Raw genomic sequence first — 22,617 nt, 5'->3', positions numbered from 1 at the left:
TCTCTAACGCTCTGGGCCCCGGCCTTCGCCGGGGAACAGGGATGGCAGACAACGGCTGCTCACAACCCCATTTTAGCCATTCGTTGCCGATCTGGGAGCAATGACCGAAATCGACCATAATTTGACGTTGGACGGCCAGCTAGCGCCGTCGAAAGCCGTCGCTCGGGAAAAACGGCCTCTCCGAGAAAACAACTAATTGATCGGCCCCATCGATGGGAGCATCGAGATCAGTCATTGCAATTCTATCACTGCCGACGGTCCGCCGCACTGCCCGGCAACGGGTATCGCCGACTTTGGGATCGCCTGAGCGTCCTTTCGTAAGTTTGACGCAAAGCTTGTCGTTTTCGATTGTCCATACGCCTTCTAGCTGAACCAAGGCGCGCTCGGCCCGCCAGCTCTGCCAAGTGCCATCTGCTACAAACCTCTCTACGAAATCGAAAGCAACCTGTCGGACGTCTGGGCTGGGCACCCATTCACGACCGATAACGATGACCCGAATTTCAGGTTCTTGAAGCACTTCCAATTGATCAGCTGGCTTTTCGGCCGACATTGCAGGTGCAATGGCGGCGGCCGCGAGCATCGTAACTACAATCCCTATCGAAGGTTTCATGCTCGGCTCATTCCTAGGCAGTAAAAGCGCTCGTCTGCCTGAGTTTGGGCCTTTAATCGTGACAGTCCGCTTAACGACATACAGGTCCTGAAAGCTGACGGTCCTCTTCCCACCCCAAAGCAGCCATTTCCTCATCGTCATCCCGGACTTGATCCGAGATCACGAAGATGGGGAAGCGGCGGTCGCCCTACTTCACCAACCCGATCTCGCGCAGCCGCTGTTGCAGATACGCATCTGCAGTGATCGGGTCGGGATAGAGGTTCGGGTGCGACGCATCGACGCAGCTTTCCAGTGTTTCGATCGAATAGTCCGAACGGAAGTGCAGGAAGAAGGGCATCGAGTAACGCGCGACGCTTGCCCTGCCCGCGTCGGGGTTGCGTACGCGGTGGGTGGTTGAGGGCAGCTTGTTGTTGGTCAGCCGTTGCAGCATGTCGCCGACATTGACCGCCATCGCGCCCGCAGGCGGGCTGACCGGAAGCCAGCTTCCGTCCTTGTCGAGGATTTCAAGCCCGGCTTCTTCGGCGCCGAGCAGCAGCGTGATCGTGTTGATGTCCTCATGTGCTTCGGCGCGGATGCCCTTTGCGGGCGCCTCGACCGGCGGATAATGAAGCAGGCGCATCACGCTGTTGCCTTCGGCGACGGTGTCGTCGAAGAAATCGGGCGCGAGGCCGAGGTAGTGCGCGATGCCCGATAGCAGCCGTCCGCCGACGCGGTCGAATTCGGCGAAAAGCTTGTCATAGGCGGTGCGAAAACCCTCGACTTCGGCGGGCCAGACATTGTTCGGCTGCTGCGCGGCGAGGCGGTGGCCGGCGGGCAGGTCGCGGCCGACGTGCCAGAATTCCTTGAGGTCGACTTCCTTCGCGCCCTTGGCGATTTCGGTGCCGAACGGGGTGTAGCCGCGCGCGCCGCCGCCGCCGGCGATATGATAGGCGCGCTTGGTCTCTTCGGGCAGCGCGAAAAATGCCTTCGCTTTCGCCCAGGCTTCGTCGATCAGCGCGGGGTCGATGCCATGGTCGGTGATCATCGCAAAGCCGAAGCGTTCGAACGACGCCCCGAAATCTTTCGCGAACTGGTCGGCGGGAAGCGACATCGAAATGGTCGGAACAGCGTCAGTCATCATATCATCCATATTGGGCGCAGGCTCGGCCTCCGCGACTCTGTTCCCGCATGTAGGACTGTCGGCGATGCAGGGAAAGAGGCTGGGCAGGGAAAGAGGCGGGCTCTTTTCAAAATGGCGATGCTTGCTAAGAGGGCGGCATGGCAAAATCATATTGGCTGATGAAATCCGAACCCGACGCCTATGCGTGGGAGCAGCTCGTCAAGGACGGCACCGGCATCTGGGACGGCGTGCGCAATCACACCGCCAAGCTCAACATGATGGCGATGAAGGTCGGCGACGAAGCCTTTTTCTATCACAGTAATATCGGCAAGGAATGCGTGGGGATCATGCGCGTAACCGAGGAGAGCTTTCCCGACCCAACCGCCGAAAAGGGTTCGCCGTGGGTGGTGGTGCGCGTCGCGCCGGTGCGTCCGCTTGCCAATCCGGTGACGCTGGCGGCGATCAAGGCCGATCCCAAGCTCGCCGACATGGACCTGATCCGCCAGTCGCGGCTGTCGGTCGGACGCGTGACGCCGGTAGAGTGGAAACATATCCTGAAAAAGTCGGAGAAGCCCGAGGGCTGATTAGCGCCCCAGCTTGAGCTGCAGATGCTTCGCCACCGACGGGTGGAGCGGATTGACGAATTCGCACCCGTAATTATTGCCGTCGGCGCGGCGGACGACGGCTTCCAAAGGCTGCAGCCCGGGCAGGTTCACCCAGATATGCTTGCCGATCTGGGGCCGAAAAGACGTAACCATGCGAAAGCCTGTCGACGACAGGTCGAACAGTTCGACGTCGAAAGGGTTCAGACCCGGTTCGCGGAAGCGCGCGCGTGCGGTCACGGGTGCGCGCTCGGCGCCGCGCCCGGCGGTCGGCGCTTTCCTGGTTTCGATGGTGTGATTCCCCAACACGGATTCGGTCCCTGCATTTCATTCTTGGTCGAGCGGCTTTTAGGGTATCGTTGGTTACCTCAAAGTGAAGCAATATGGTGAAAATCGGCTACATCGGTGGCGTGTCGCCGACCGCCATCAACTGGCTGGGAAAAGGGATCGCAAGCGCCACGGCGGCGCGCCACTCGCCGCTCAGCCAAGTGTCATAATCCTCCGGGTGGAGGATCACGGGCATGCCCTTTGGCTGGTGGTGCGCAACCAGGCGGTTGGGGTCGGTCGTAAGTACCACGAAGCAGGGCCAATCATCGCCCTGACGATGGATTCCGGCAAAGGCGAAGACAGGCCGCGACGGCACCGAGAACCAGTGCTGCTGCCGCGCACCCTCGGCGCCCGACCAATAGGCAAAGGCGGTCGCGGGGATCAGGCAGCGCAATTCGGCGTGGCGGAGCGTCCCGATCCAGAAGGGACTTTGCAGGTTGCGGACGGTGGTGACCGGCCGGTCGCCCTGCGGCGGCGGCGGGACGCCCCATAGTTTCGGGCGCACGTAACGTCGCGATCCGCCGCGGCCGTCGCTGACGATCACCGGTGCGGGACGGCCCGGCGCGACATAATCGCCGGTCCACGGGTCATTGCCCGCCTCGGCGCCGAACGCCGCGGCGATCGTGCTGGCGGGGGCATCGAGGCGGTAAAGGTTCGTCATCGCAAGGCTAGTCGGTTCCGCGCACCCGTCCGCGACCGGCCTTGACCGTGCTGCGCGCTTTCTTGCTGTCGACGCGCTTCGCCTTGGCCGCTTTGCTCGGCTTGGTCTTGATGCGGCGTTCGGGGCGGACGAGCGCGGCGTCGATCAGTTCGGAAAGGCGCTCGCGCGCATCGGCGCGGTTCGCCTCCTGTGTGCGATAGCGGCGCGCCAGGATGATGAGTTCGCCCTCGGTCGTCATTCGACTGCCCGCTAGGGTTTTCAGTCGCTTGAAGGCATCGGGCGCGAGGCCGAGAGCATAGACGTTGACGCGCAGCTGGCACGCGGTCGCGACCTTGTTGACATTCTGACCGCCCGGCCCCGTGCCCGCGAGAAATTTTTCACTAATCGCGCTCTCGGGTATCTCAGCCACGCGTCGGCTCCGCTCCCTCCGGTGCAACGAAGCCCAAAGCGATGAAGCTGTCGGGGAACGGCGCCTCGGCAATTATCGACGGCTTGACGTCACGTTTTACGACGAGCCGTTCGGCGTGAAGCAAGGTGCGCGTCCTGGTGCCGCCGCGGCCGTAGACAGGGTCGCCGACGAGCGGGAAACCGAGCCCTTCGAGCGCGTGGACGCGCAGCTGATGCGTGCGGCCGGTTTCGGGGCGGAAGCGCAGCAGACTGCGCTCGCCGACGACCGTGAGCTTTTCCCAATGCGAGACCGATGGCTTGCCCTTCGGGTCGCCGACCATGCGCCAGCCGTCTTCGGCGGTCGACACCTTGGCGAGCGCGATGTCGATCGTTCCACCGTCGCCGTCGGGGACGCCATCGACGATTGCGAGATATTGCTTTTCGACCTCGCGGCTTTCGAACGCGCGGGTGAAACGGCCGTGCGCCTTGGGATTGCGCGCGAGGAGCAGGCAGCCCGAGGTGTCGCGGTCGAGCCGATGGACCGCGAGCGGCCAGCGCTTGAAGCCGAATTTCAGGAGGTCGAGATGATTCTCGAGGCTGATGCTGCCGTCGCGCGGGGCGTCGACGGGAAGGCCCGCAGGCTTGTCGATGACGAGGGCCTCGCCGTCGAGGAAGAGAACACGATCTGAAAGGAGCATGGCGCGCTATAGGGGCGCCGCGTGTCAGCCGAAAGCGTAAACGTCCATCGCGAGCAGACCGTAGGTCGCGCTGTGGTGCAGCCGCTCGGCTTTAAAGGGTGCCCCGCCCGCGCCCATCGCAACAAATAGCGGCAGGATATGGTCAGGGGTCGGGTGATTATCGGTGCCGTGCGGGGCACGCTCGACGCTGTGCAGCACGTCGCCGATGGCGCCCGCCGTCATGCGGTCCGCAACCCAGTCGGTGAAGTCGGTGACCCACGCCGGCGCCGGGGCGTCGATCGGCAGGCGCGCCGCGAACAGGGCGCGCAGATTGTGCGTGATGCTGCCCGATCCGACGACGAGTACATCCTCGTCGCGAAGCGGCGCGAGCGCCTGGCCGAGCGCATAATGCCATTCGGGCGAGGCGTTCGAGGCGATCGAGAGCTGGACGACGGGGATGTCGGCCTCAGGATAGATGAGGGAGAGCGGCACCCATGCGCCGTGATCGAGGCCGCGTTCGGGATCGGCAGTGACGGCAAGGCCGTGACTGGCAAGCAGCTCGACGATGCGTGCAGCGAGCAGCGGGTCGCCCGGCGCGGGATAGCGCATCGCGAACAGTTCGTCGGGAAAGCCGCCGAAGTCGTGGATCGTCGGCGGCGCCGGCGATGCGGTTACGGTCGCACGGCCGCCCTGATACGCCGCATCATGATGCGCCGACACGACGAGGATCGCGCGCGGGCGTGGGAGTTGGGCGCCCAGCCCGGCGAGGAAGGTCCGCGCCGGGCTGGGCTCGAGCGCCATCATCGGCGAGCCGTGCGAAAGGAAGAGGCTCGGGAGACGGCGCATCGGTTCAGGCAGCCTGCTTCAGGCCATCGATCGTCGAGGTGGCGCGAGCGACGGCTTCGCCGTCCATCATATGGCCGTCGGCGGCGATGATCGTAACGTCGGTGATGCCAACAAAGCCGAGAATATGCTTCAGGTAACCGCTCGCGAAATCGACCTCGCTGCCCAACGGTACGCTGCCCGAGGCAAAAACGATGAACGCGCGCTTGCCCGTCAGCAGCCCTTCGGGACCGGCTTCGGTATAGCGGAAAGTGCGGCGCGCGCGGGCGATCAGGTCGACCCAGGCTTTCAGCGACGCTGGGATTGCGAAATTGTAGATCGGCGCGGTGATGACGATCGTATCGGCGGCTTCGAGTTCGGCGATCAGTTCGTCGGACCCCGCGAGCACCGCCTTTTGTTCGTCGCTGCGCGCCTCTTCGTCGGTGAAGTTGGCGCCGATCCAGCTTTCGGTGAGCAGCGCGGGCGGTGCGGTGTTGAGGTCGCGGCGGGTTACGGTGGCGCCGTAACCCTGTTCGACAAGGCGGTTGACCAGCTGGTCGGCGAGCGGACGCGTCGTCGAACCTTCGTTGCGGGCGCTGGCGTCGATCCGAAGAATATGGGTCATATCAAATACTCCTTTTCACTTCAGGGGAGGGGGGTGCCGCGAGCCGCCCGTATATTTTTCGGGGAACTCGCGGCACCGGTTGGGCCGCCGTCAGGGAGGGGACGTCGGCGGCCCGGGGGGCTTCTTAGAGGCTGTCGACGAGCACCAGCTCGGCGTCGTCGAGCGCCTCGACCTCGATCGTACCGACATCGCGGAGCGCGATGCCGTCGCGGGGATCGGCATCCTCGCCGTTGACGCGGATGCGGCCCTTGGCAGCGACCAGATAGGCATGGCGCCCGGCTTCGAGATCGTAGGAGACACGCTCACCGGCGTTCACCGCTGCCGCCGCAACGCGGGCGTTGGCGCGGATCGGCAGGGCTTCGTCGCCCTCGATCCCGCTCGCCAGCGTCACGAACTGGCCCGACCGGTCGGCCTTGGGGAACTGGCGAGCGCCCCAGCCCGGATTGCCGCCATCACGGTCGGGCATGATCCAGATCTGGAACAGCGTCGTTTCCTCATCCTCAAGGTTGAACTCGCTGTGCGTCACGCCGGTGCCGGCACTCATCACCTGGACATCGCCCGCCACGGTGCGGCCGGTGTTGCCCATGCTGTCGCGGTGGGTGATCGCGCCGGTGCGGACATAGGTGATGATTTCCATGTCACGGTGCGGATGCGGAGGGAAACCCGACTGCGCCGCAATGGCATCGTCGTTCCAGACGCGCAGCGCGCCCCAGCCCATCCGCTTCGGATCGTGATAGTTCGCGAACGAGAAATGGTGACGGGCGTCGAGCCAGCCGTGGTTGGCGTGGCCCAAGCTGTCGAATTTGCGGATGTCGATCATTGGCCTTGTCCTTTCTTGGTGACCGCCCTGGCGTTTCAGGTGCCCGGCGGTGTTCATCTGTTGAGGACAAAATAGGGATTGGGATCGTTTCGAAAATAGCATAGATGGAAAACCATCGTTTCCATTCAGGAGCTATTGTGTGGCGCTTCCCGACTATGAAGGCTGGGCCTGTTTTGTCGCTGTCGCCGATGGCGGCAGCTTTACCGCCGCCGCGGCATCGCTTGGGCTGTCGAAGGCGAGCGTGTCGAAAGCGGTGACGCGGCTCGAGGCGTCGCTGGGTATCACCTTGCTGCACCGAAGCTCGCGCGTCGTCGCGGTCTCGACCGCGGGCGCCGGCCTGCTCGACGAGGCGCGCGCGATGGTCTCGGCGGCGACCGCGGCCACGGAAGCTGCGCGCGGCGACAGGGTCGACCTGGCGGGGCCGATCCGCCTCGCCGCGCCGATGAGCTTCGGCATCAAGGTGCTCGGGCCGCCGCTCGCGGTCTTTCTCGAGCGGCATCCGGCGGTCGAAATCGAGGTGCTGCTGAGCGACGCGCGAAACGATCCCGTCGCCGAAGGCATCGACCTGACGCTGCGCATTTCGCCGCTCGCCGATTCGAGCCTGCTCGCGCGCACGATCGCGCCGGTCGCGGCGTCGGTGATCGCCAGCCCCGCCTATCTGGAAAAGCATGGCACGCCGAAGCACCCGCTTGAACTCGCAGGTCATCGGCTGATCGGTTACGGCCACCGCCAGCGCGCGATGCCGCTGCATTTTCATCGCAAGGGCGAAGAGGCGACCGTGCTGCCCACCGGGCCGCTGTTCGCGAACAATGGAGATGTTGCGGTGCCGCTGGTCGTTGCGGGGGTCGGGATCGCGGCGCTGCCCGACTTCATCGCTGCCGACGAACTGGCTACGGGGGCGGTGGTGCCGATCCTGACCGACTGGTCGCTGCCGCAATCGCACCTGCACCTGTTGTCGCCGCCGTCGCGCCTGCGCCCGGCACGCGTGCGCGCGCTTTCGGACCATCTGGTCGACACGCTGAAGATGTCGTGTACCGGCGCGCACGATCGCTATATCGCGCTTCACCATAGCGTGAAATCCGCCTGAACCAGTGTTGCAAAATGGCCGCGACTCGCGGACTTCTGCGGGTTAAATCAAAATTAACCTTTTCCCTTCATTAGTTTCGTGGTTAATGTTCCGGCAGTCCTGCAACGGGGGGTTGGTCGGTGACATCCTTGATGGTCACGCGATCGGTTCGCGGGATTATCGTGGAAAAAGGGGTGCCCAATGCGCGTACTGCTGATCGAGGACGAGCCGACGACCGCGAAAGCGATCGATACGATGCTCACGACCGAAGGCTTCAATGTCTATACCACCGATCTCGGTGAGGAAGGCTTGGACCTGGGTAAGCTCTATGATTACGACATCATCCTGCTCGACCTGAACCTGCCCGACATGCACGGCTATGACGTGCTGAAGAAGCTCCGCACCGCCAAGGTGCAGACGCCGGTGCTGATCCTGTCGGGCATTTCGGAAATGGATTCGAAGGTGCGCTCGTTCGGCTTTGGCGCCGACGATTATGTCACCAAGCCGTTCCACCGCGACGAGCTGGTCGCCCGCATCCATGCGGTCGTCCGCCGGTCGAAGGGCCACAGCCAGAGCGTCATCAAGACGGGCAAGCTGGCGGTCAACCTGGATACCAAGACGGTCGAGGTCGACACAACGCGCGTGCATCTGACCGGCAAGGAATATCAGATGCTCGAGCTGCTCTCGCTGCGCAAGGGCACGACGCTCACCAAGGAAATGTTCCTGAACCACCTGTATGGCGGCATGGACGAGCCCGAACTGAAGATCATCGACGTCTTCATCTGCAAGCTGCGCAAGAAACTCGCGCTCGCCTGCCACGGCGAAAATTATATCGAGACGGTCTGGGGCCGCGGTTATGTCCTTCGCGACATCGACGACGAAGGCAATGAAGTGCGCCGCGTCGCCTGACGCGGAACGTTTCACATAAGTTTACCGAGGGAACCCGGCGCGGAGCGATCCGCGCCGGTTTTCTTTTGGCGTGTCGACCATAATGCGCGGGAACGCAGCTAGCGACCGTTAGACGACATTTCACTGAAGGTCTGGTAACCACCGATGCGGGCTGTCGGCATCAGTCGCGCGAAAATCGTGAGGGGCAGGGCGAGATGATGGAGAGTTTTGGAGCACTGGTCGGCTGGTCACACCAGGATGCGGGTGACCGTATAATGCTCCGGCTCGAAAGCGTACGGTCTTCGGAAGCGGCAAAGAAGCACGACCCCGATTTGTTTCGGTTCCTTATGACTAAGCAGCAAGCGGCTATCTTGGGCAATTATCTGGTGCGGCTTTCCGGCCAACCCCCAGTCGTTCCCAAAAAGCGGGGTTGGTTTCGTCGTCACTTCGGCTGACGGGCTTCTGGCCATTGAGCCAAGCTGCTGGGCGTCAGTCCACTCACGTCGCCGATCGCGCCGCGACCGCAATCGACCAGTTGCGGACGTAATCCTCCCCGCGACGGAGCCGTGGGGAGGGTGACCGCCGCGTATCGGTGGTGGAGGGGCCGCGACGTCACGCCATAAGCCCCTCCGTCAGCGCTTCGCGCTGCACCTCCCCATGCCTGCGGCACAGGGAGGATATGCCCCTTCCTCGCCACCCCAGACTTGATCGGTGACCGTCCCTTTCGAACATGTAGCTGTTCCCCGGCGAAGGGTGTTGGGAGGCACGTGACTCCCAACACGGCCCAGGGCGTCATCGGGCAACCGTGGCTTTCCAACGCTCTGGACCCCGGCCTTCGCCGGGGAACAGCCGCCTAGGTGTTTGGTCCCGGTGTGTGATGGTGTGGCTTTACATTAAAGATTTCCGGCTTTGATTTCCAGAGTTCTTCGATGGCTTCATGCGGTGTTTTGAACCGGAGGGCCTTGAGCTGCTTGGCGAAGTTATAGGCGGTGAGCCAGTCGCGAACATGGCGTCGCAGTTCCTGGACCGAGCTGTAGTGGAAGGATTTGACGGTCGCTTCCTTGATCGTTCGGACCATGCGTTCGGCCTGGCCGTTGGTCCAGGGGTGATAGGGTTTGGTGAGCCGGTGTTCGATTCCATTCTGCCCGCAGACGCGACCGAAGATATGGCTGATCCAGCCACGGCCATCGCTCTGGTAGCGGTCGGTGCACTGCACGCCGTTATCGGTCAGGATGGTGTGGATTTTATAGGGCACCGTTTTGACCAGCACCTTGAGGAAAGCCGCCGCCGCCAGCTTGGTTGCCTTGCGATAGATGCGGGCGAACACGAGCTTCGAGGTGCGATCCACCGCAACGAACAGGAAGCCTTTGCCGCCCTCATAGCGCAGTTCGGCAATATCGATATGGAAGTAGCCGATCTCGTATCGCTTGAACTTTTTGGGCTTTTCCCGATCCGCCTTCGGCAGACGCGAGATGCCATAACGTTGCAGACAGCGATGCAGGGATGCGAAAGAACCGTGCTGCGGCGCTCCTTGGGACCCATAGGCATGTCCTCGACAGACCGCCGCTTGCGCCATTTGATCACCGTCTTCTCGTTGATCCCGAACCTTTTGGCGAGGCTCGCGACCGAAGCTTGCGATCACTGTAGCTCGCCTCGAATGGCGTGCGTGGTCTTGGCGCTCCCATGTAGAACCTGTCCCATAAGTCCCTCCGCTGCGATGATGATAATATTACACCATCACACACTGGGACCAAACAACTAGATGTCGCAAGGGGATAATCGCCGACTTGATCCGGGGTCCACAGCTACCGTTGCGCTAGAGCATTGCGCCTGAAATAGGAATCGGGGTGATACCCCTTGGCGGCGATTTGTGATTCACCGTTGTCGGAGGTGGATTATGGGCAAGAGCAGTTCGGCGGATCTTCGGGTTCGGATTATCGGCGAGGTTGAGCGCGGGCGATCCTGTCGTGCGGCGGCTCGCCGGTTCGGGGTTGCGCCCTCGACGGCGATCCGGCTGATGCGCCGCAAGGCCGAGACGGGCTTGCTGGAGCCCGCAAAGCAGGGGCGCCCCGCTGGCGGCGGCCGGTTGACGGGTCACATTGAGGCCCTGGTCGGCTGGGTTGAGGCCAATGGCGAGATCACCATGCCCGAGCTGGCTGCCAAATTGTTGGTTGAGCGCGGAGCGAAGGCGCATCCGGCCTCGCTGTCGCGGTTATTGATCCGGCATGGCTTTACCGTCAAAAAAAACGCTGCTGGCCAGCGAGACCGATCGCGCTGACATCGCCCACGCCCGGCGGGTGTGGCAAGAGCACCGCCAGCCTTGGATGAAGAAACGCCCGGAACGGCTGGTGTTTATCGACGAAACCGGCACGACGACCAAGATGACCCGCCTGCGCGGCCGGGCGCGCCGGGGAGAGCGGCTGAAGATGAAGGCTCCCTTCGGCCATTGGGGAACGCAAACCTTTATCGCCGCGCTACGCCACGATGGCCTGACCGCTCCTTGGGTCATCGACGCTCCGATGAACCGCCGGACCTTCGAAACCTATGTCGAAACCCAGCTCGCTCCGACGCTCAAGCCCGGCGACATGGTGATCCTCGACAATCTCTCCAGCCACAAAAGCGAGAAGGCCAATGCCATCCTCAAGGCGCGCGGTGCATGGTTCCTCTTTCTGCCGCCCTACAGCCCGGACCTGAACCCGATCGAAATGGCGTTTGCAAAGCTCAAAGCCCATCTGCGAAAAGCCAAGGCCCGAACCATCGACGCCCTCTGGAAAGCCGTCGGCAACATCTGCAACCTCTACTCACCACACGAATGTCGCAACTATCTCAAACACGCCGGATATGTTGCAGATTAAAAGCACGATGCTCTAATGGATCCCGGATCAAGTCCGGGATGACGAAAGCAGGAGATGTCCGCTTCCTGCCCCCTACCGGACATTCCACTTGCCCGCCTCCGCCGCGCGCCGCGGGTTAGGCCCGCGACTGGGTCAGCCCATGGATGGGACCGAATTGCGCAATCGCGGCGCCCACGAAGGGCAACGCGACGAGCCAGAGGCGCACGCCGGTCACGCCCAGCGGGCTCGCGATGCTGATCGCGGCCGTGGCGCCAAGCCCCGCGCAGATGAGGAGCAGCCCGACGATCAGGCGCCAGTGCGGCACCTCGCCGCTGTCCTTGCTCGCGCGCTCGTAGCGGGCAAAGAGCGTGATCAGCGGGAAAAGCGCCGCAATATAGAGGATAGACCAGACCGGGCGCGCGAGCCACCATGCGGTGCTGCCCGGCGCCACATCGAGCCCGATCCCGCCGAGCAGCCACGCCGCAACCATCACGAGCACGAATGCGGTGAGGTGCCAGAGGTAGATCGTCATGATCATGCCGTTGACGAGCACGACGCTGGTCCAGACGCGGATATTATCGAGCATCCGCCGTCCCGCGGGTTCGAGCGCGAGCGCGAAACCCGCCTGTGCGATGCCGAGCGCCAGCAGCGCGAGTGTCGGCGGCATCGAGTTGCTGAGACCGCTTCCCGGCACGCCGATCATCGCGACGGGATAGGACCCGAAGCCGACAAGCAGCCCGAGAGCGACCAGCCCGCCGATGCCCCACAAGAGCGCCCTGCCCGGCGCGAGGCGCCCTTCGCTCCACGCAAAGCCGAGCTGGTGGATCGCGAGCCAGACGAAAGCGAAGTTGAGGAAGTTGACATAAGGCACATCGAAGCGCAGCGCCGCGACGTCGATCGCCACCGCGCCCGCGACGAGCGCCCAGAAGGAGGCGAACCCCCAGCGCTTCCACGCCCGCCACGTCAGCGGCACGACCGCCGCGACCATCAGATAGACCGAGAGGAACCACACGGGGATCAGCGCGAGCTGCGCCGCCATCGCGACGATGCCGCGGTCGATCCCCGCGAGCGTCCCGAACATCGCGACGAGCGTCCAGATCAGGAACAGCGGCAGCACCGGATTGATCAGCCGTTGCAGCCGCCCGCTGTACCAGCCTTCATAGTTGCCGCCCTTGCGCTGCGTCGCCGCCCACGACATGCCGTTCGAGAAACCGCCGACGAGAAAGAAGAGCGGCATCACCTGGAATCCCCAGGTCAGCCACTGCGTCCACGGCAGGATGCCGAGCAAATGCCCACCCTCGACCGCGCCGTCCTTGATATAGGGCGCCGCGACGAGCCAGTGACCGACGACGACCGCGAGGATCGACAGCGCGCGGAGGAAATCGACGTAACGGTTGCGTTCGGGCGGCGCCTCAGCGGCCATCTCGCTTGCGCGCGACCAGATGCTCTTGCGGCGTGCGCCCTCGCGGCTTTCGGTCAATATCCCATCCCTTCCCTATCAGACATCGAACCTAATGGCGCGCGGCGCAAGCTCAAGTCCTTGTGAACAAAAGATCAGAAGCGAAACTTATTGCGAATTAATCGCAACAAGGCCATGATGCAGACCTTGAGCGAAGGAGACGCCGTGACCGCCATCGACAGCATCGCCGCACTCGAAGCCGTGGTGGGCAAGGCGCCGCCCGCGATCGACCTGAAGGTGATCGACCATCTCGATGCCACCGCGCTGCGCTGGCTTGCCGCCTCGCCGCTGATGTTCGCGGGCACCGGGGATGACACCGGCATCGCGATCACGCTCGCCGGCGGGGCACGGGGTTTCGCGGGAGGCAGTGCGGCGACACTCTCGATCCCGCTCGAGCTTTTCGACGACCCCGCCCTTCTCCGCCCCGGCGCGGGGTTCGGATCGCTGTTCCTCCTCCCCGGAATCGGCGAGACATTGCGCGTCAACGGCCGCGTCGAGAGCGCCGACGGCGTGGCGCGGATCGCGGTCGAGGAATGCTATGTCCATTGCGCCAAGGCGCTGATCCGGTCGGACTTCTGGAAGGCCGAACCCGCCGAGGATGCGCCCGCCGATGCCGATGCTTTCGTCGCGGCGAGCCGCTTCATGGCGCTTGCGACGATCGACGCCAAGGGCGCCGCCGACCTCAGCCCCAAGGGCGACCCGGCGGGGCTGATGGCGCGCAAGGATGGCGACGCGCTCTGCTTCCCCGACCGCCCCGGCAACCGGCGCACCGACAGTTTTCGCAATATCATTGCGCAGCCGCGTATCGCCGCAGCGCTGTTGATCCCCGGCTCCTGCTCGGTCGCGACCTTCACCGGATCGGCGACGCTGACGAGCGCCGAAGCCGCGCGCGCGCCCTTCAATGTACGCGACAAGCAACCATTGCTCGCTGCGCGCATCGACGACCTCACCATCCGCGTCGCGCCCAGCGCCGCGCTTCGCCGCGCCGCGCTGTGGCCCGCCGCTGCCGCCCCCGCCGACATCAGTCCCGCCAAGATGTTCGCCGAGCATCTGCGGCTGAACAAAAACAAGGGCATCGGCGCGCGGATCGCCAGCGCGGTGGTTTCGATTCCCGGCTTTATGCAGAAGGGTCTCGACAAGGATTATAAGGACAACCTCTACTAATCCGCATCCCCCTTTGCCTTGGCGCGCCAGCCTTGCTATCGGCGCCAGACAATGGCGACCACCACCGACGATCCCGACAGCAATGCACCCGTCCCCGGCATGACCGATACCCCGTTCGACAGCGCGCTGTCCGAACGCTATCTCGTCTATGCGCTGTCGACGATCACCGCGCGGTCGCTGCCCGACCTGCGCGACGGATTGAAACCCGTCCACCGCCGCCTGCTCTGGGCGATGCGCGCGATGCGGCTCGACCCGTCGCAGGGCTACAAGAAATCGGCGCGCGTCGTCGGCGACGTCATCGGCAAGTTCCACCCGCACGGCGACACTTCGGTGTATGACGCGATGGTCCGCCTCGCGCAGGACTTCTCGCTCCGCTATCCGCTCGTCGACGGCCAAGGCAATTTCGGCAATATCGACGGCGATAATGCCGCTGCCTATCGTTATACCGAGGCGCGGCTGACGCGCGTCGCGATCGACCTGATGCAGGGCCTCGACGATGGCACGGTCGATTTCAAGCCGACCTATAATGGCGAGTATGAAGAGCCCGAAATCATGCCGGGGCTGTTCCCGAACCTGCTCGCCAATGGCGCGAGCGGGATCGCGGTGGGCATGGCGACGAACATCCCGTCGCACAACGCCGCCGAGGTAATTGGCGCGGCGCTGGTGCTGATCGAGAACCCGCAGGCCGAGCTGTCCGAACTGCTCGAGCATGTCAAAGGCCCCGATTTCGCGACCGGCGGCATCGTCGTCGACAGCGCCGAGACGATTGCGCACGCCTATGAAACCGGGCGCGGCGGTTTCCGCGTCCGCGCGCGCTTTTCGACCGGCAAGCTGGGCGATAGCTGGGAAGGCAGCGGGATCGAGAAACAGTCGGGCGGCACCTGGCAGCTTGTCATCAGCGAAATTCCCTATGGGGTCGCGAAGGGCAAGCTGATCGAGCAGATCGCGCAGCTGATCGCCGACAAGAAATTGCCGATCCTCGAGGATGTCCGCGACGAAAGCGCCGAGGATCTGCGCATCGTCATCGAGCCCAAGAGCCGCAACGTCGACCCCGACATCCTCAAGGAAAGCCTCTACCGGCTGACCGATCTCGAAAACCGCTTCGCGCTCAATCTGAACGTCCTCGACGCGACGCGCACACCGAAGGTGATGGGGCTGCACCAGCTGCTCACCGAATGGCTGCAACACCAGATCGTCGTGCTCGTCCGCCGCGCGCAGCATCGCATCGCGAAGATCGACGACCGGCTTGAGCTCGTCGCGGGCTATATCATCGCCTTCCTCAATCTCGACCGGATCATCGAGATCATCCGCACCGAGGATGAGCCGAAGCCCGTGATGATCGAAGAATTCATCCTGACCGACCGGCAGGCCGAAGCGATCCTCAACATGCGCCTGCGCAGCTTGCGCAAGCTCGAGGAAATGGAACTGAAGCGCGAGCAGGCCGATTTGACTGCCGAACGCGAAGAGCTGGTGAAGCTGGTCGAGAGCCCGGCGCGGCAGAAGACGCGGCTGCGCAAGGACCTGGAGAAGCTGCGCGCGGTTTACGGGCTCGAGACCCTGCTCGGTGCGCGCCGGACGACGATCGCCGAAGCCGCGCCGGCGCGCGAGATTCCCTTGGACGCGATGATCGAGAAAGAGCCGGTGACGGTGATCCTGTCGAAACGCGGCTGGATCCGCGCTCAGCGCGGCCATGTCGCCGCCGATCAGCGGGCCGAATTCAAGTTCAAGGAAGGCGACGAACTGCTGTTCGCCGCGCACGCCCAAACGACCGACAAGTTGCTGATCGCGGCGAGCGACGGGCGTTTCTTCACCGTTGGCGCCGACAAGCTGCCCGGCGGGCGCGGGTTCGGCGAGCCGCTGCGGCTGATGGTCGACATCGACCCCGACGCGCGGATCGTCGCGATGATCCCGGCGAGCGCCGAAGGCCGGCTGCTGCTCGCCTCGTCGAGCGGCCACGGCTTCGTCGCGCAGATGGCCGAAGTGGTCGCCGAAACGCGCAAGGGCCGCAACGTCGTCAACCTGAAACCCAAGGCGGCGCTCGCCATCGTGCGGCCGGTTCTGGCGAGCGACGACAGCGTCGCGGTGGTCGGCGAGAACCGCAAACTCGTCGTCTTTCCGCTCGCCGAGGTGCCGGTGATGGCGCGCGGTCAGGGCGTAATGCTGCAACGCTACCGCGACGGCGGCCTGTCCGATGCCGTCAGCTTCGCCTTTGCCGACGGATTGAGCTGGGCGATGGGGGGCGATACCGGCCGCACGCGGACCGAAACCGACCTTGCCCCCTGGCGCGTCGCGCGCGGTGCCGCCGGGCGGATGCCTCCGACCGGTTTCCCGAGGAACAATCGCTTCGGCTGAGCGTATTTCGTTGTAGCCGTAAATCCCTTCTTTACTTCCCGTGACCTAGGCATTGGGCAATGGGGAAAGGTCGCACAAAACCCTCTGTTATGCCTATCGATAGAACCGGCGAAGACCGGCCCTTATTGTTCGTCGGCTGGATCGACGCGTTGCCGGTTCCGGCCGCGCTGATCAGACCGATGGCGCGCGGCAATTTCCGGCTCCATGCAAGCAATGCGGCGTTCGACCGGTTGAGCCTGTCGCCCGCGGGCGTCGAGGCGCCGATCGAAATGCTGCGCGCAATCGAGCGCGCATCGCAACATCCGGACGAATCGCAGGAATTTTCCTGCCAGCTCGGCGCAGGTCCCGCGGCGCGCGACCTGCGCGGCTCGATCGGTCCGCTGCCCACCGAATCGGGCGACGACGGGCTGTTCCTGCTGACGCTGATCGACCGGACGCAGGAAATGATGACCGAGCGCAACCTGCGCCGCGAACTGGTTTCCGACAGCCTGACCGGCCTTCCCAACCGGGCCGGGTTCGAGGAACTGGTCGAACAGCGCGCGATCACCGATGGCGTCGGCGCCGACCATGCGATCCTGCTGCTCGACCTTGCGCGGTTCAGCCGCATCAACGAACATATCGGGCCGATGGCCGGCGACGAACTGATCATCACCGTCGCCCGGCGGCTGAAATCGAGCCTGCGCAGCGGCGACATATTGGCGCGCACCGGCGGCGACGAATTCGCCATATCCACGCGCGTCGTGGGCGGCCGCGCCGATGTGCGTGAAATGGCGCGGCGCATCCGCGGCTGTTTCGACCACCCCTTCCGCATCGGCGAACTGAAGGTCAGCGTCGATTGCGCGCTCGGCTGTGCGATCCAGCCCGCAGCTGACACCGATGTCGCCGATCAGCTCCGCCATGCCCAGATCGCGCTCAAACGCGCGAAGCAGACCGACCGCATCGAAATCTATGAGCCCGAAGCGGCGATGCTGTCGGATAACCGGTTCGGGATGGAAACCGAGCTGCGCAACGCGATCGAGGAAGACCGGCTGCACCTCGCCTTCCAGCCGCTAATCGAGCTGTCGAGCGGCCGCGTCGCCGGGTTCGAGGCGCTCGCGCGCTGGGACCATAGCCGCGGCCATTCGGTTTCGCCGACCGAGTTCATTCCGATCGCCGAAGATTCGGGGCTGATCGTTCCGCTCGGCCAATGGGCGATCAGCAAGGCCGCCGCGGTCCTCGCGGATTGGGACAAACAGAATGGCGGCGCGATCGTCGACTGCTATTTCTCGGTCAACGTCTCGGCGATCCAACTGGTGCGCGATGATCTCGCCACCGTGGTGCGTCAGGCACTGGAAAACCAGAAGATCGGCGGCGAACGGCTGATGATCGAACTGACCGAAAGCGCGATCATCGGCGACCCCGACCTCGCTTTGTCGGTACTCAGCGAGTTGAAGGCGCTCGACGCGCGGATCGCGATGGACGATTTCGGCACCGGCTATTCGAACCTCGCCTATCTCCAGCGCTTGCCGATCGACGTGCTCAAGATCGACCGCAGCTTTGTCGAGCATATGGTCGACGACCGCGACAAGGTCGCGATCGTCCGCACGATCCAGAGCCTGGCGGAAGTACTGGGCATGCGCACGACGGCGGAAGGGGTCGAGACCGCCGACCAGGCGCGCTTGCTGTCGGCGCTCGGATGCGATTTCGGGCAGGGCTTCCTGTTCGCTCGGCCCATGGATAGCAAAGCCGCGCTCGATTATTGGCGTCAGTCGCTGGCGCGGCCGATCTTCTGATCGACGAGTTGCGCCACAAGTTCGGCGACTCTGGCGGCATCCGGAAAATCCTCCTCCACCCACTCGGCCTCGACCGCTTTCAGGATTCGCGCGACCTCGGGGCCGACCGCAATTCCGCGTGCAACGATGTCGCCGCCCTTGAGCGGCATTTCGGGGACGGTCCAGCCCGACAGCGCCGCGACAGCAGCCTTTGCCGAAGCCGCGTCGTCCGCGAGCAGATGCACGTCGCGCGCGGCGTCGACACCGATCGCATGCGCCAACTGCCGGACCGGCCGTGCGTTATCGGCGCGGCGTCCTCCTAATGCTGCAAGATGTTTGCGCTGGCGCGTCGACAGGCGCAACCGGCTCGCGACCTGTTCGGCGATGGCGGCGTCGGCGGGAAGCAGCGCCGCGAGGCGGCGCAAAGGCGCGACAGCCACGCCTGCGGTTTCCTCATTAGCCACCAGCCGGTCGAATGCGGCGACGAAGCCGGCATCGCGTTCGGGTAGCAGCACTTCGAAAATGCCGTCGGCGGCCATTTGCCCGACGGCCGCGCGCGGATCGGGCAGCGACAAGATCTTGAGCAGTTCGTCGGCGATCCGCTCGCGCGACAGGCTTTTGAGCGACTGGCGCGCGGTCACGACCGCGGCGTGACTGACGGCATCGAGGGCGCCGCGCCCGAAGCGGGCCGCGAAGCGATAAAAGCGCAGGATGCGCAGATGGTCTTCGGCGATGCGTGTCGCGGGGTCGCCGATGAAGGCGACGCGCCCCGCATCGAGGTCGGCAAGGCCGCCGAACCAGTCGTCGACGGCGCCGGAATCGGGGTCGGCATAGAGCGCGTTGATCGTGAAGTCGCGCCGCGCGGCGTCGTCGCGCCAGTCGTCGGCGAAGGCGATGGTCGCGCGGCGCCCGTCGGTTTCGACGTCGCGGCGCAATGTCGTGATTTCATGATGGTCGCCGCTGGCGATCGCGGTGACGGTGCCGTGCGCGATGCCGGTCGGGATGACCTTGACATCGGCCGCCTCGAGCCGCCGCGTCACTTCCCCCGGCAGCAGCGGCGTCGCGAGGTCGATGTCGGTGACGGGGAGATCCAGCAGTGTATCGCGCACCGCGCCGCCGACGATCTTCACCGCCCCGCCATCGGCGGTCAGCGCGGCGACGATGCGCCGCAGTCCGGGCCGGTCGCGCCATTCGGCGGCGGGCAGCACCGTCACCGGTGCCAGCCCGCCGGCATCCGCCGCGCCAGATTGATGATGATTCCCGCCGTCACGCCCCAAATCCGCCGTCCCTGCCAGTCCATGTCATAATAATGGCGGTCGTGCCCCTGAAAATTCGCATGCTGGCGCGCATAATTGTCGGGATCGAACAGGATGTCGAGCGGCACCTCGAACCAGTCTTCGACCTCGTCGGGATTGGGATCGAGCGGCAGATCGGGCGGGATGACGCCGAGCACCGGGGTGATGATATAGCCGCTGCCCGAACGATAGGGTTCGGTCACGCCGGCCACCATCACGTCGCGGCGGCTGAGGCCGATTTCTTCCTCCGCCTCGCGCAGCGCCGCGTCGATCGCATCGCGGTCGCCCGGATCGATCTTGCCGCCGGGAAAGGCGACCTGCCCGGCATGGCTGCGCAGCCATTGCGGGCGTTGGGTCAGGATCACGCCGGGGTCGGGCCGGTCGGTAAAGGCGATCAGCACCGCGGCATCGCGCAGCGTCGGGGTGCCAAGATAGGTTTCGTCCTCGCCCGCGTCGGGCAGGAGATTGTCGAGCGCGGCGCGCAGCTTTTCCGAAAGCATCAGGCGTCCACCAGCGCGAAGCGCGTGCCGTTGGACCATATCGCGGGCGTGTCGCCGCCCTCAGCAAGCGCCAATTCGACGAGCTCATAATAGAGCGCGCGGTCGATCCGCGCCTCGAGCCCGTTGCCGATCGTGCCGCGGACATGGAGTCGCGGGTCGGGGCTGTCGGCATCGCTGCCAAAGCTCAGCGGCTGATCGGCGCCGGCCATCACCAGATCGTCGGTGTCGAGGCGAAAGACGAGCTTGCGCGCTTCGCCCTCGCCTTCGCTCTTCATCTCGACGGCGCGGAACGGCGTGTCTTCGACCGCGATGCTCAATTTCTCGGCGGGAGTGACAAGGACGTGGCTGCCGTCGGCCTCGCGCCGCAGGATCGTCGAGAAGAGCTTGACCATCGCGGGCCGGTTGATCCGCCCGCCCTCGTGAAACCAGCTGCCGTCGGCGCGGATTTCCATCGCGCTGTCGCCGGTGCGCTCGGGGTGCCACTGCTCGACCGGCGGCAATTTGCGCGCGCCAAGCAGTTCGGCGGCCTCGGCCAGCGAGAGCTGCGAAAATTCCCTGGGAAGCGGCGGTGCGGGGGTGACCATCCATCCGACATAGGAAGGTGGGTGCTCAAGTAAAGACGTCATCCGCGCGAAAGCAGCGACGGGCTTGCAGGGAAACTCGGCAGAAAACTGCGCAACTTCACGCGCTATGCGCTTTTGACGCGCAAATTTGCGGTCGTCGGGAATGGATCCCGGATCAAGTCCGGGATGACGAGGAGGGCGCGCGAGCACATCCCGCGAAATGGCGGAAAACTGGGCAACTTCATTCGCAAATCGCCGTTGCAAGTGGAGACCGGGGACCATCCCTCAAGGCTATGCGGCCCGAATAATGTAGGACAGCATTTTCTGGGAACCGCCTACCTTGGCCCGATCATCCCCGCACCCGTCGGCAGGCCGTGCCCGTTTACCGCCCGCGCGAGCAAGCGGCGTTTCTCATACGGGCCGGGCAAATCCCATTCGCCCGTCGCGTCCGCAGTGAAGCCAAAGAATCGGCCATAATATTCGGGATCGCCGATCATCATCAGCGCGCCGTCGGCCCGGGTTTCGGCCGCATCCAGCATGTGTTCCATCAACGCGCGGCCGTGGCCGCCGCGTTGGACGTCGGGGCGGATCGCGACCGGACCGACCATCACCAGCGGGATGTCGTCGGTATCGGGCGCACGGAGCGCGACGGGCCAGCACTGGATCGTGCCGACGAGCGCGCCATCCTCGACCAGCGCAAAGCTGAGCGCCGGCACCGCATCCACGCCTTCGCGGATGCGATAGGCGGTTCGTCCAAAGCGATCCGATCCGAAAGCGGCGTCGAGAAGATCCTCGACGGCTTGCGGCTCGATATTCGATAATGGAAGTAACTCGACCAACGCGTACCCTTTCGCTAATGCGGCGGCGCTTTAGGGTCCGGTGTCGGTATTGCAAAGCCGAATGTCGCGCCCACCTGCAGGATGATCGTGTGACCGATAGTTTGTGGCTGGAAGTGGACGGGCTGACCGTCCAGGTGCTGACCGGCATTTATTCCGAAGAAACCCATCTGCCGCAGCCGCTGCGCATCTCGGTGCGCGCGAAACTTGCGATGGCCGATCATTATGTTCCGGCGACGCCGCTGAGCGCGTCGAAAAACTACATGCACCTGAAATTCGCGGCGACGGAGGGCATTCCCAAGGATGTCCATTTCGTGCTGATCGAAAGCGTCGCCGACCATATCATCGACACGCTGTTCCTGCAGGGCGACAAGGTCGAAGAGGTCGAGGTGAAGATCGTCAAGCTCGCGATCGCCGAGGACGGCGAAGAGATCGGCATCACGATGCGCCGAAGTCGTTTGGAAGGGCGCAAGTGACGCAAAGGCTCGCTCTCGTCACGGGCGGGCTCCACCGCGTCGGCGCCGCGATTTCCGCGCGGCTCGCGCGCGAAGGCTATGCGCTGGCGATCCACAAGCGCAGTCCCGGCGAGGCAGATCCCGTGCTTACCGAAGCGCTCGCCGAGACCGGCGCGCTCAGCCACCGCTTCGCCGCCGACCTTGCCGATCCAGCCGCGGTCGATGCACTGATTCCCGCCGTAACCGACAAATTCGGCCGCGTGCCCGACCTGCTCGTCAACAATGCCGCGTTGTTCGCCGAGGGCGAATGGTCCGACCTGTCGGCCACCGCGCTCGCCGAGATGATGCAGGTCAATCATCATGCTCCGGTGATGCTCGCCAAGGCGCTCGTCACCGCGAGCGAGGGCAAGCGCCCGGCGATCGTCAATATCGTCGACCAGCGCGTGTTGCATCCGGTGCCCGACCAGATCGCCTACAGCCTGTCCAAATCGGCGCTGTGGCAGGCGACGGCGACGCTGGCGGTCGCGTTCGGGAACCGCGCGCGCGTCAATGCCGTCGCGCCGGGTCTGACGATGGCGACCGACGATTATTCGGCGGCGCAGGTCGAGCGGCTGGCCAAGCTTATGCCGCTCGGCGCGCTGCCGACGCCGGCGCAGATCGCCGATGCGGTTGTGTTTTTGGCGCGCGCCGAGGCGGTGACGGGGCAGACGATCTTCGTCGACGGCGGGGCGCATCTCGCGCCGATGGAGCGCGATTTCGTGGCGCTGGAGCGGGATTGAACATATCGATCCTCCCTGTCGCGGAGCGATGGGGAGGTGGCAGCG

Annotated in this window: 23 protein-coding genes and 1 pseudogene; 9 read left to right on the top strand and 15 right to left on the bottom strand. The window is 64.4% G+C overall.

The window, feature by feature from the left end:
- Window positions 1–139 precede the first annotated feature (139 nt).
- Together ACREBX_RS18235 and ACREBX_RS18230 are read right to left on the bottom strand one after the other, a co-directional pair.
- Window positions 140–610, bottom strand: a complete 471-nt coding sequence (locus ACREBX_RS18235; RefSeq protein ID WP_431563151.1) for a hypothetical protein — start codon at window positions 608–610, stop codon at window positions 140–142.
- Between the two features lie 187 nt (window positions 611–797).
- Window positions 798–1,727: an isopenicillin N synthase family dioxygenase gene (locus tag ACREBX_RS18230; RefSeq protein WP_431563152.1), complete on the bottom strand. Its 930-nt coding sequence runs from the start codon at window positions 1,725–1,727 to the stop codon at window positions 798–800.
- Between the two features lie 140 nt (window positions 1,728–1,867).
- Here ACREBX_RS18230 and ACREBX_RS18225 point away from each other — a divergent pair, with 140 nt between their 5' ends.
- Window positions 1,868–2,293 (top strand): EVE domain-containing protein, encoded by a 426-nt coding sequence (locus tag ACREBX_RS18225; RefSeq protein WP_431563150.1) that lies wholly within the window; start codon window positions 1,868–1,870, stop codon window positions 2,291–2,293.
- On the opposite strand, the gene ACREBX_RS18220 is transcribed toward ACREBX_RS18225, so the two are convergent.
- The 7 genes from ACREBX_RS18220 to ACREBX_RS18190 all read right to left on the bottom strand — a co-directional run bounded on the left by ACREBX_RS18220 (window position 2,294) and on the right by ACREBX_RS18190 (window position 6,630).
- Window positions 2,294–2,620, bottom strand: a complete 327-nt coding sequence (locus ACREBX_RS18220) for a PilZ domain-containing protein (protein ID WP_431563149.1) — start codon at window positions 2,618–2,620, stop codon at window positions 2,294–2,296. It lies immediately after the preceding gene.
- Between the two features lie 88 nt (window positions 2,621–2,708).
- Window positions 2,709–3,299: an SOS response-associated peptidase gene (locus ACREBX_RS18215; protein WP_431563148.1), complete on the bottom strand. Its 591-nt coding sequence runs from the start codon at window positions 3,297–3,299 to the stop codon at window positions 2,709–2,711.
- 7 nt (window positions 3,300–3,306) lie between these two features.
- On the bottom strand, window positions 3,307–3,708 hold the full coding sequence (gene arfB, locus ACREBX_RS18210) for an alternative ribosome rescue aminoacyl-tRNA hydrolase ArfB (RefSeq protein WP_431563147.1): 402 nt from the start codon (window positions 3,706–3,708) through the stop codon (window positions 3,307–3,309).
- Window positions 3,701–4,384, bottom strand: coding sequence for an RluA family pseudouridine synthase (locus ACREBX_RS18205; protein ID WP_431563146.1), 684 nt, complete (start codon window positions 4,382–4,384; stop codon window positions 3,701–3,703). Before ACREBX_RS18205 ends, arfB begins: the two co-directional genes overlap by 8 nt.
- A 24-nt stretch (window positions 4,385–4,408) precedes the next feature.
- Window positions 4,409–5,209: a DODA-type extradiol aromatic ring-opening family dioxygenase gene (locus tag ACREBX_RS18200; protein WP_431563145.1), complete on the bottom strand. Its 801-nt coding sequence runs from the start codon at window positions 5,207–5,209 to the stop codon at window positions 4,409–4,411.
- A 4-nt stretch (window positions 5,210–5,213) separates the two neighbouring features.
- Entirely contained in the window at window positions 5,214–5,810 is a 597-nt protein-coding gene (locus tag ACREBX_RS18195; protein ID WP_431563144.1) for an FMN-dependent NADH-azoreductase, read from the bottom strand.
- Window positions 5,811–5,934: 124 nt separating this feature from the next.
- A complete protein-coding gene (locus ACREBX_RS18190) occupies window positions 5,935–6,630 on the bottom strand; it encodes a pirin family protein (protein ID WP_431563143.1) in 696 nt (231 codons plus the stop codon).
- Window positions 6,631–6,769: 139 nt separating this feature from the next.
- Here ACREBX_RS18190 and ACREBX_RS18185 point away from each other — a divergent pair, with 139 nt between their 5' ends.
- Together ACREBX_RS18185 and ctrA are read left to right on the top strand one after the other, a co-directional pair.
- Window positions 6,770–7,717 (top strand): LysR family transcriptional regulator, encoded by a 948-nt coding sequence (locus tag ACREBX_RS18185; RefSeq protein ID WP_431563142.1) that lies wholly within the window; start codon window positions 6,770–6,772, stop codon window positions 7,715–7,717.
- Between the two features lie 180 nt (window positions 7,718–7,897).
- Complete coding sequence (gene ctrA / locus ACREBX_RS18180) at window positions 7,898–8,605, top strand: response regulator transcription factor CtrA (RefSeq protein ID WP_037513859.1); 708 nt, start codon at window positions 7,898–7,900, stop codon at window positions 8,603–8,605.
- A gap of 832 nt (window positions 8,606–9,437) precedes the next feature.
- On the opposite strand, the pseudogene ACREBX_RS18175 reads toward ctrA, so the two are convergent.
- Window positions 9,438–10,285 (bottom strand): annotated as a pseudogene (locus ACREBX_RS18175) (integrase core domain-containing protein).
- 196 nt (window positions 10,286–10,481) lie between these two features.
- Here ACREBX_RS18175 and ACREBX_RS18170 point away from each other — a divergent pair.
- Window positions 10,482–11,439 (top strand): IS630 family transposase gene (locus ACREBX_RS18170; protein WP_431563141.1). Its coding sequence is split into 2 segments (ribosomal slippage): window positions 10,482–10,804 and window positions 10,803–11,439, totalling 960 coding nucleotides; the frame shifts between segments, so codons are not numbered across the junction.
- A gap of 115 nt (window positions 11,440–11,554) precedes the next feature.
- Here ACREBX_RS18170 and ACREBX_RS18165 read toward each other — a convergent pair.
- Window positions 11,555–12,898: an acyltransferase family protein gene (locus ACREBX_RS18165; RefSeq protein WP_431563140.1), complete on the bottom strand. Its 1,344-nt coding sequence runs from the start codon at window positions 12,896–12,898 to the stop codon at window positions 11,555–11,557.
- Window positions 12,899–13,042: 144 nt separating this feature from the next.
- Between ACREBX_RS18165 and ACREBX_RS18160 the strand changes: the two genes are divergently transcribed.
- From ACREBX_RS18160 to ACREBX_RS18150, 3 genes are all read left to right on the top strand, one after another.
- Entirely contained in the window at window positions 13,043–14,041 is a 999-nt protein-coding gene (locus ACREBX_RS18160; RefSeq protein WP_431563139.1) for a pyridoxamine 5'-phosphate oxidase family protein, read from the top strand.
- Window positions 14,042–14,092: 51 nt separating this feature from the next.
- Window positions 14,093–16,393, top strand: a complete 2,301-nt coding sequence (gene parC, locus ACREBX_RS18155; protein ID WP_431563138.1) for a DNA topoisomerase IV subunit A — start codon at window positions 14,093–14,095, stop codon at window positions 16,391–16,393.
- 89 nt (window positions 16,394–16,482) lie between these two features.
- Complete coding sequence (locus ACREBX_RS18150; protein ID WP_431563137.1) at window positions 16,483–18,165, top strand: putative bifunctional diguanylate cyclase/phosphodiesterase; 1,683 nt, start codon at window positions 16,483–16,485, stop codon at window positions 18,163–18,165.
- Here ACREBX_RS18150 and ACREBX_RS18145 read toward each other — a convergent pair.
- The 4 genes from ACREBX_RS18145 to ACREBX_RS18130 all read right to left on the bottom strand — a co-directional run bounded on the left by ACREBX_RS18145 (window position 18,138) and on the right by ACREBX_RS18130 (window position 21,341).
- The gene (locus ACREBX_RS18145; RefSeq protein ID WP_431563136.1) at window positions 18,138–19,358 is read right to left on the bottom strand and encodes a CCA tRNA nucleotidyltransferase; all 1,221 of its coding nucleotides are present in this window, start codon (window positions 19,356–19,358) and stop codon (window positions 18,138–18,140) included. The two genes, ACREBX_RS18150 and ACREBX_RS18145, sit on opposite strands and share 28 nt — an antisense overlap.
- A complete protein-coding gene (locus tag ACREBX_RS18140) occupies window positions 19,355–19,939 on the bottom strand; it encodes a CoA pyrophosphatase (RefSeq protein WP_431563135.1) in 585 nt (194 codons plus the stop codon). Before ACREBX_RS18140 ends, ACREBX_RS18145 begins: the two co-directional genes overlap by 4 nt.
- Window positions 19,939–20,523: a DUF1285 domain-containing protein gene (locus ACREBX_RS18135; RefSeq protein ID WP_431563134.1), complete on the bottom strand. Its 585-nt coding sequence runs from the start codon at window positions 20,521–20,523 to the stop codon at window positions 19,939–19,941. The genes ACREBX_RS18140 and ACREBX_RS18135 overlap by 1 nt, the downstream gene beginning before the upstream one ends.
- Window positions 20,524–20,837: 314 nt before the next feature.
- Window positions 20,838–21,341: a GNAT family N-acetyltransferase gene (locus tag ACREBX_RS18130; RefSeq protein WP_431563133.1), complete on the bottom strand. Its 504-nt coding sequence runs from the start codon at window positions 21,339–21,341 to the stop codon at window positions 20,838–20,840.
- An 89-nt stretch (window positions 21,342–21,430) separates the two neighbouring features.
- On the opposite strand from ACREBX_RS18130, the gene ACREBX_RS18125 reads away from it, so the two are divergent.
- Both ACREBX_RS18125 and ACREBX_RS18120 read left to right on the top strand, forming a co-directional pair.
- On the top strand, window positions 21,431–21,814 hold the full coding sequence (locus ACREBX_RS18125) for a dihydroneopterin aldolase (RefSeq protein ID WP_431563132.1): 384 nt from the start codon (window positions 21,431–21,433) through the stop codon (window positions 21,812–21,814).
- Complete coding sequence (locus ACREBX_RS18120; RefSeq protein WP_431563131.1) at window positions 21,811–22,572, top strand: SDR family oxidoreductase; 762 nt, start codon at window positions 21,811–21,813, stop codon at window positions 22,570–22,572. Before ACREBX_RS18125 ends, ACREBX_RS18120 begins: the two co-directional genes overlap by 4 nt.
- The last annotated feature ends 45 nt before the right edge of the window (window positions 22,573–22,617 follow it).

It is taken from the genome of Sphingopyxis sp. (assembly GCF_050725655.1).
Taxonomy (GTDB): Bacteria; Pseudomonadota; Alphaproteobacteria; order Sphingomonadales; family Sphingomonadaceae; genus Sphingopyxis.
The sequence above is the reverse complement of the archived record's forward strand: the minus strand, read 5'-3'. Positions and strand labels throughout refer to the sequence as shown.

Coding starts and splice junctions, on each gene's coding strand:
- ACREBX_RS18235 (WP_431563151.1), bottom strand. CDS start 610: ATGAAACCTTCGATAGGGATTGTAGTTACGATGCTCGCGGCCGCCGCC.
- ACREBX_RS18230 (WP_431563152.1), bottom strand. CDS start 1,727: ATGACTGACGCTGTTCCGACCATTTCGATGTCGCTTCCCGCCGACCAG.
- ACREBX_RS18225 (WP_431563150.1), top strand. CDS start 1,868: ATGGCAAAATCATATTGGCTGATGAAATCCGAACCCGACGCCTATGCG.
- ACREBX_RS18215 (WP_431563148.1), bottom strand. CDS start 3,299: ATGACGAACCTTTACCGCCTCGATGCCCCCGCCAGCACGATCGCCGCG.
- ACREBX_RS18205 (WP_431563146.1), bottom strand. CDS start 4,384: ATGCTCCTTTCAGATCGTGTTCTCTTCCTCGACGGCGAGGCCCTCGTC.
- ACREBX_RS18200 (WP_431563145.1), bottom strand. CDS start 5,209: ATGCGCCGTCTCCCGAGCCTCTTCCTTTCGCACGGCTCGCCGATGATG.
- ACREBX_RS18195 (WP_431563144.1), bottom strand. CDS start 5,810: ATGACCCATATTCTTCGGATCGACGCCAGCGCCCGCAACGAAGGTTCG.
- ACREBX_RS18190 (WP_431563143.1), bottom strand. CDS start 6,630: ATGATCGACATCCGCAAATTCGACAGCTTGGGCCACGCCAACCACGGC.
- ctrA (WP_037513859.1), top strand. CDS start 7,898: ATGCGCGTACTGCTGATCGAGGACGAGCCGACGACCGCGAAAGCGATC.
- parC (WP_431563138.1), top strand. CDS start 14,093: ATGGCGACCACCACCGACGATCCCGACAGCAATGCACCCGTCCCCGGC.
- ACREBX_RS18150 (WP_431563137.1), top strand. CDS start 16,483: ATGCCTATCGATAGAACCGGCGAAGACCGGCCCTTATTGTTCGTCGGC.
- ACREBX_RS18140 (WP_431563135.1), bottom strand. CDS start 19,939: ATGCTTTCGGAAAAGCTGCGCGCCGCGCTCGACAATCTCCTGCCCGAC.
- ACREBX_RS18135 (WP_431563134.1), bottom strand. CDS start 20,523: ATGGTCACCCCCGCACCGCCGCTTCCCAGGGAATTTTCGCAGCTCTCG.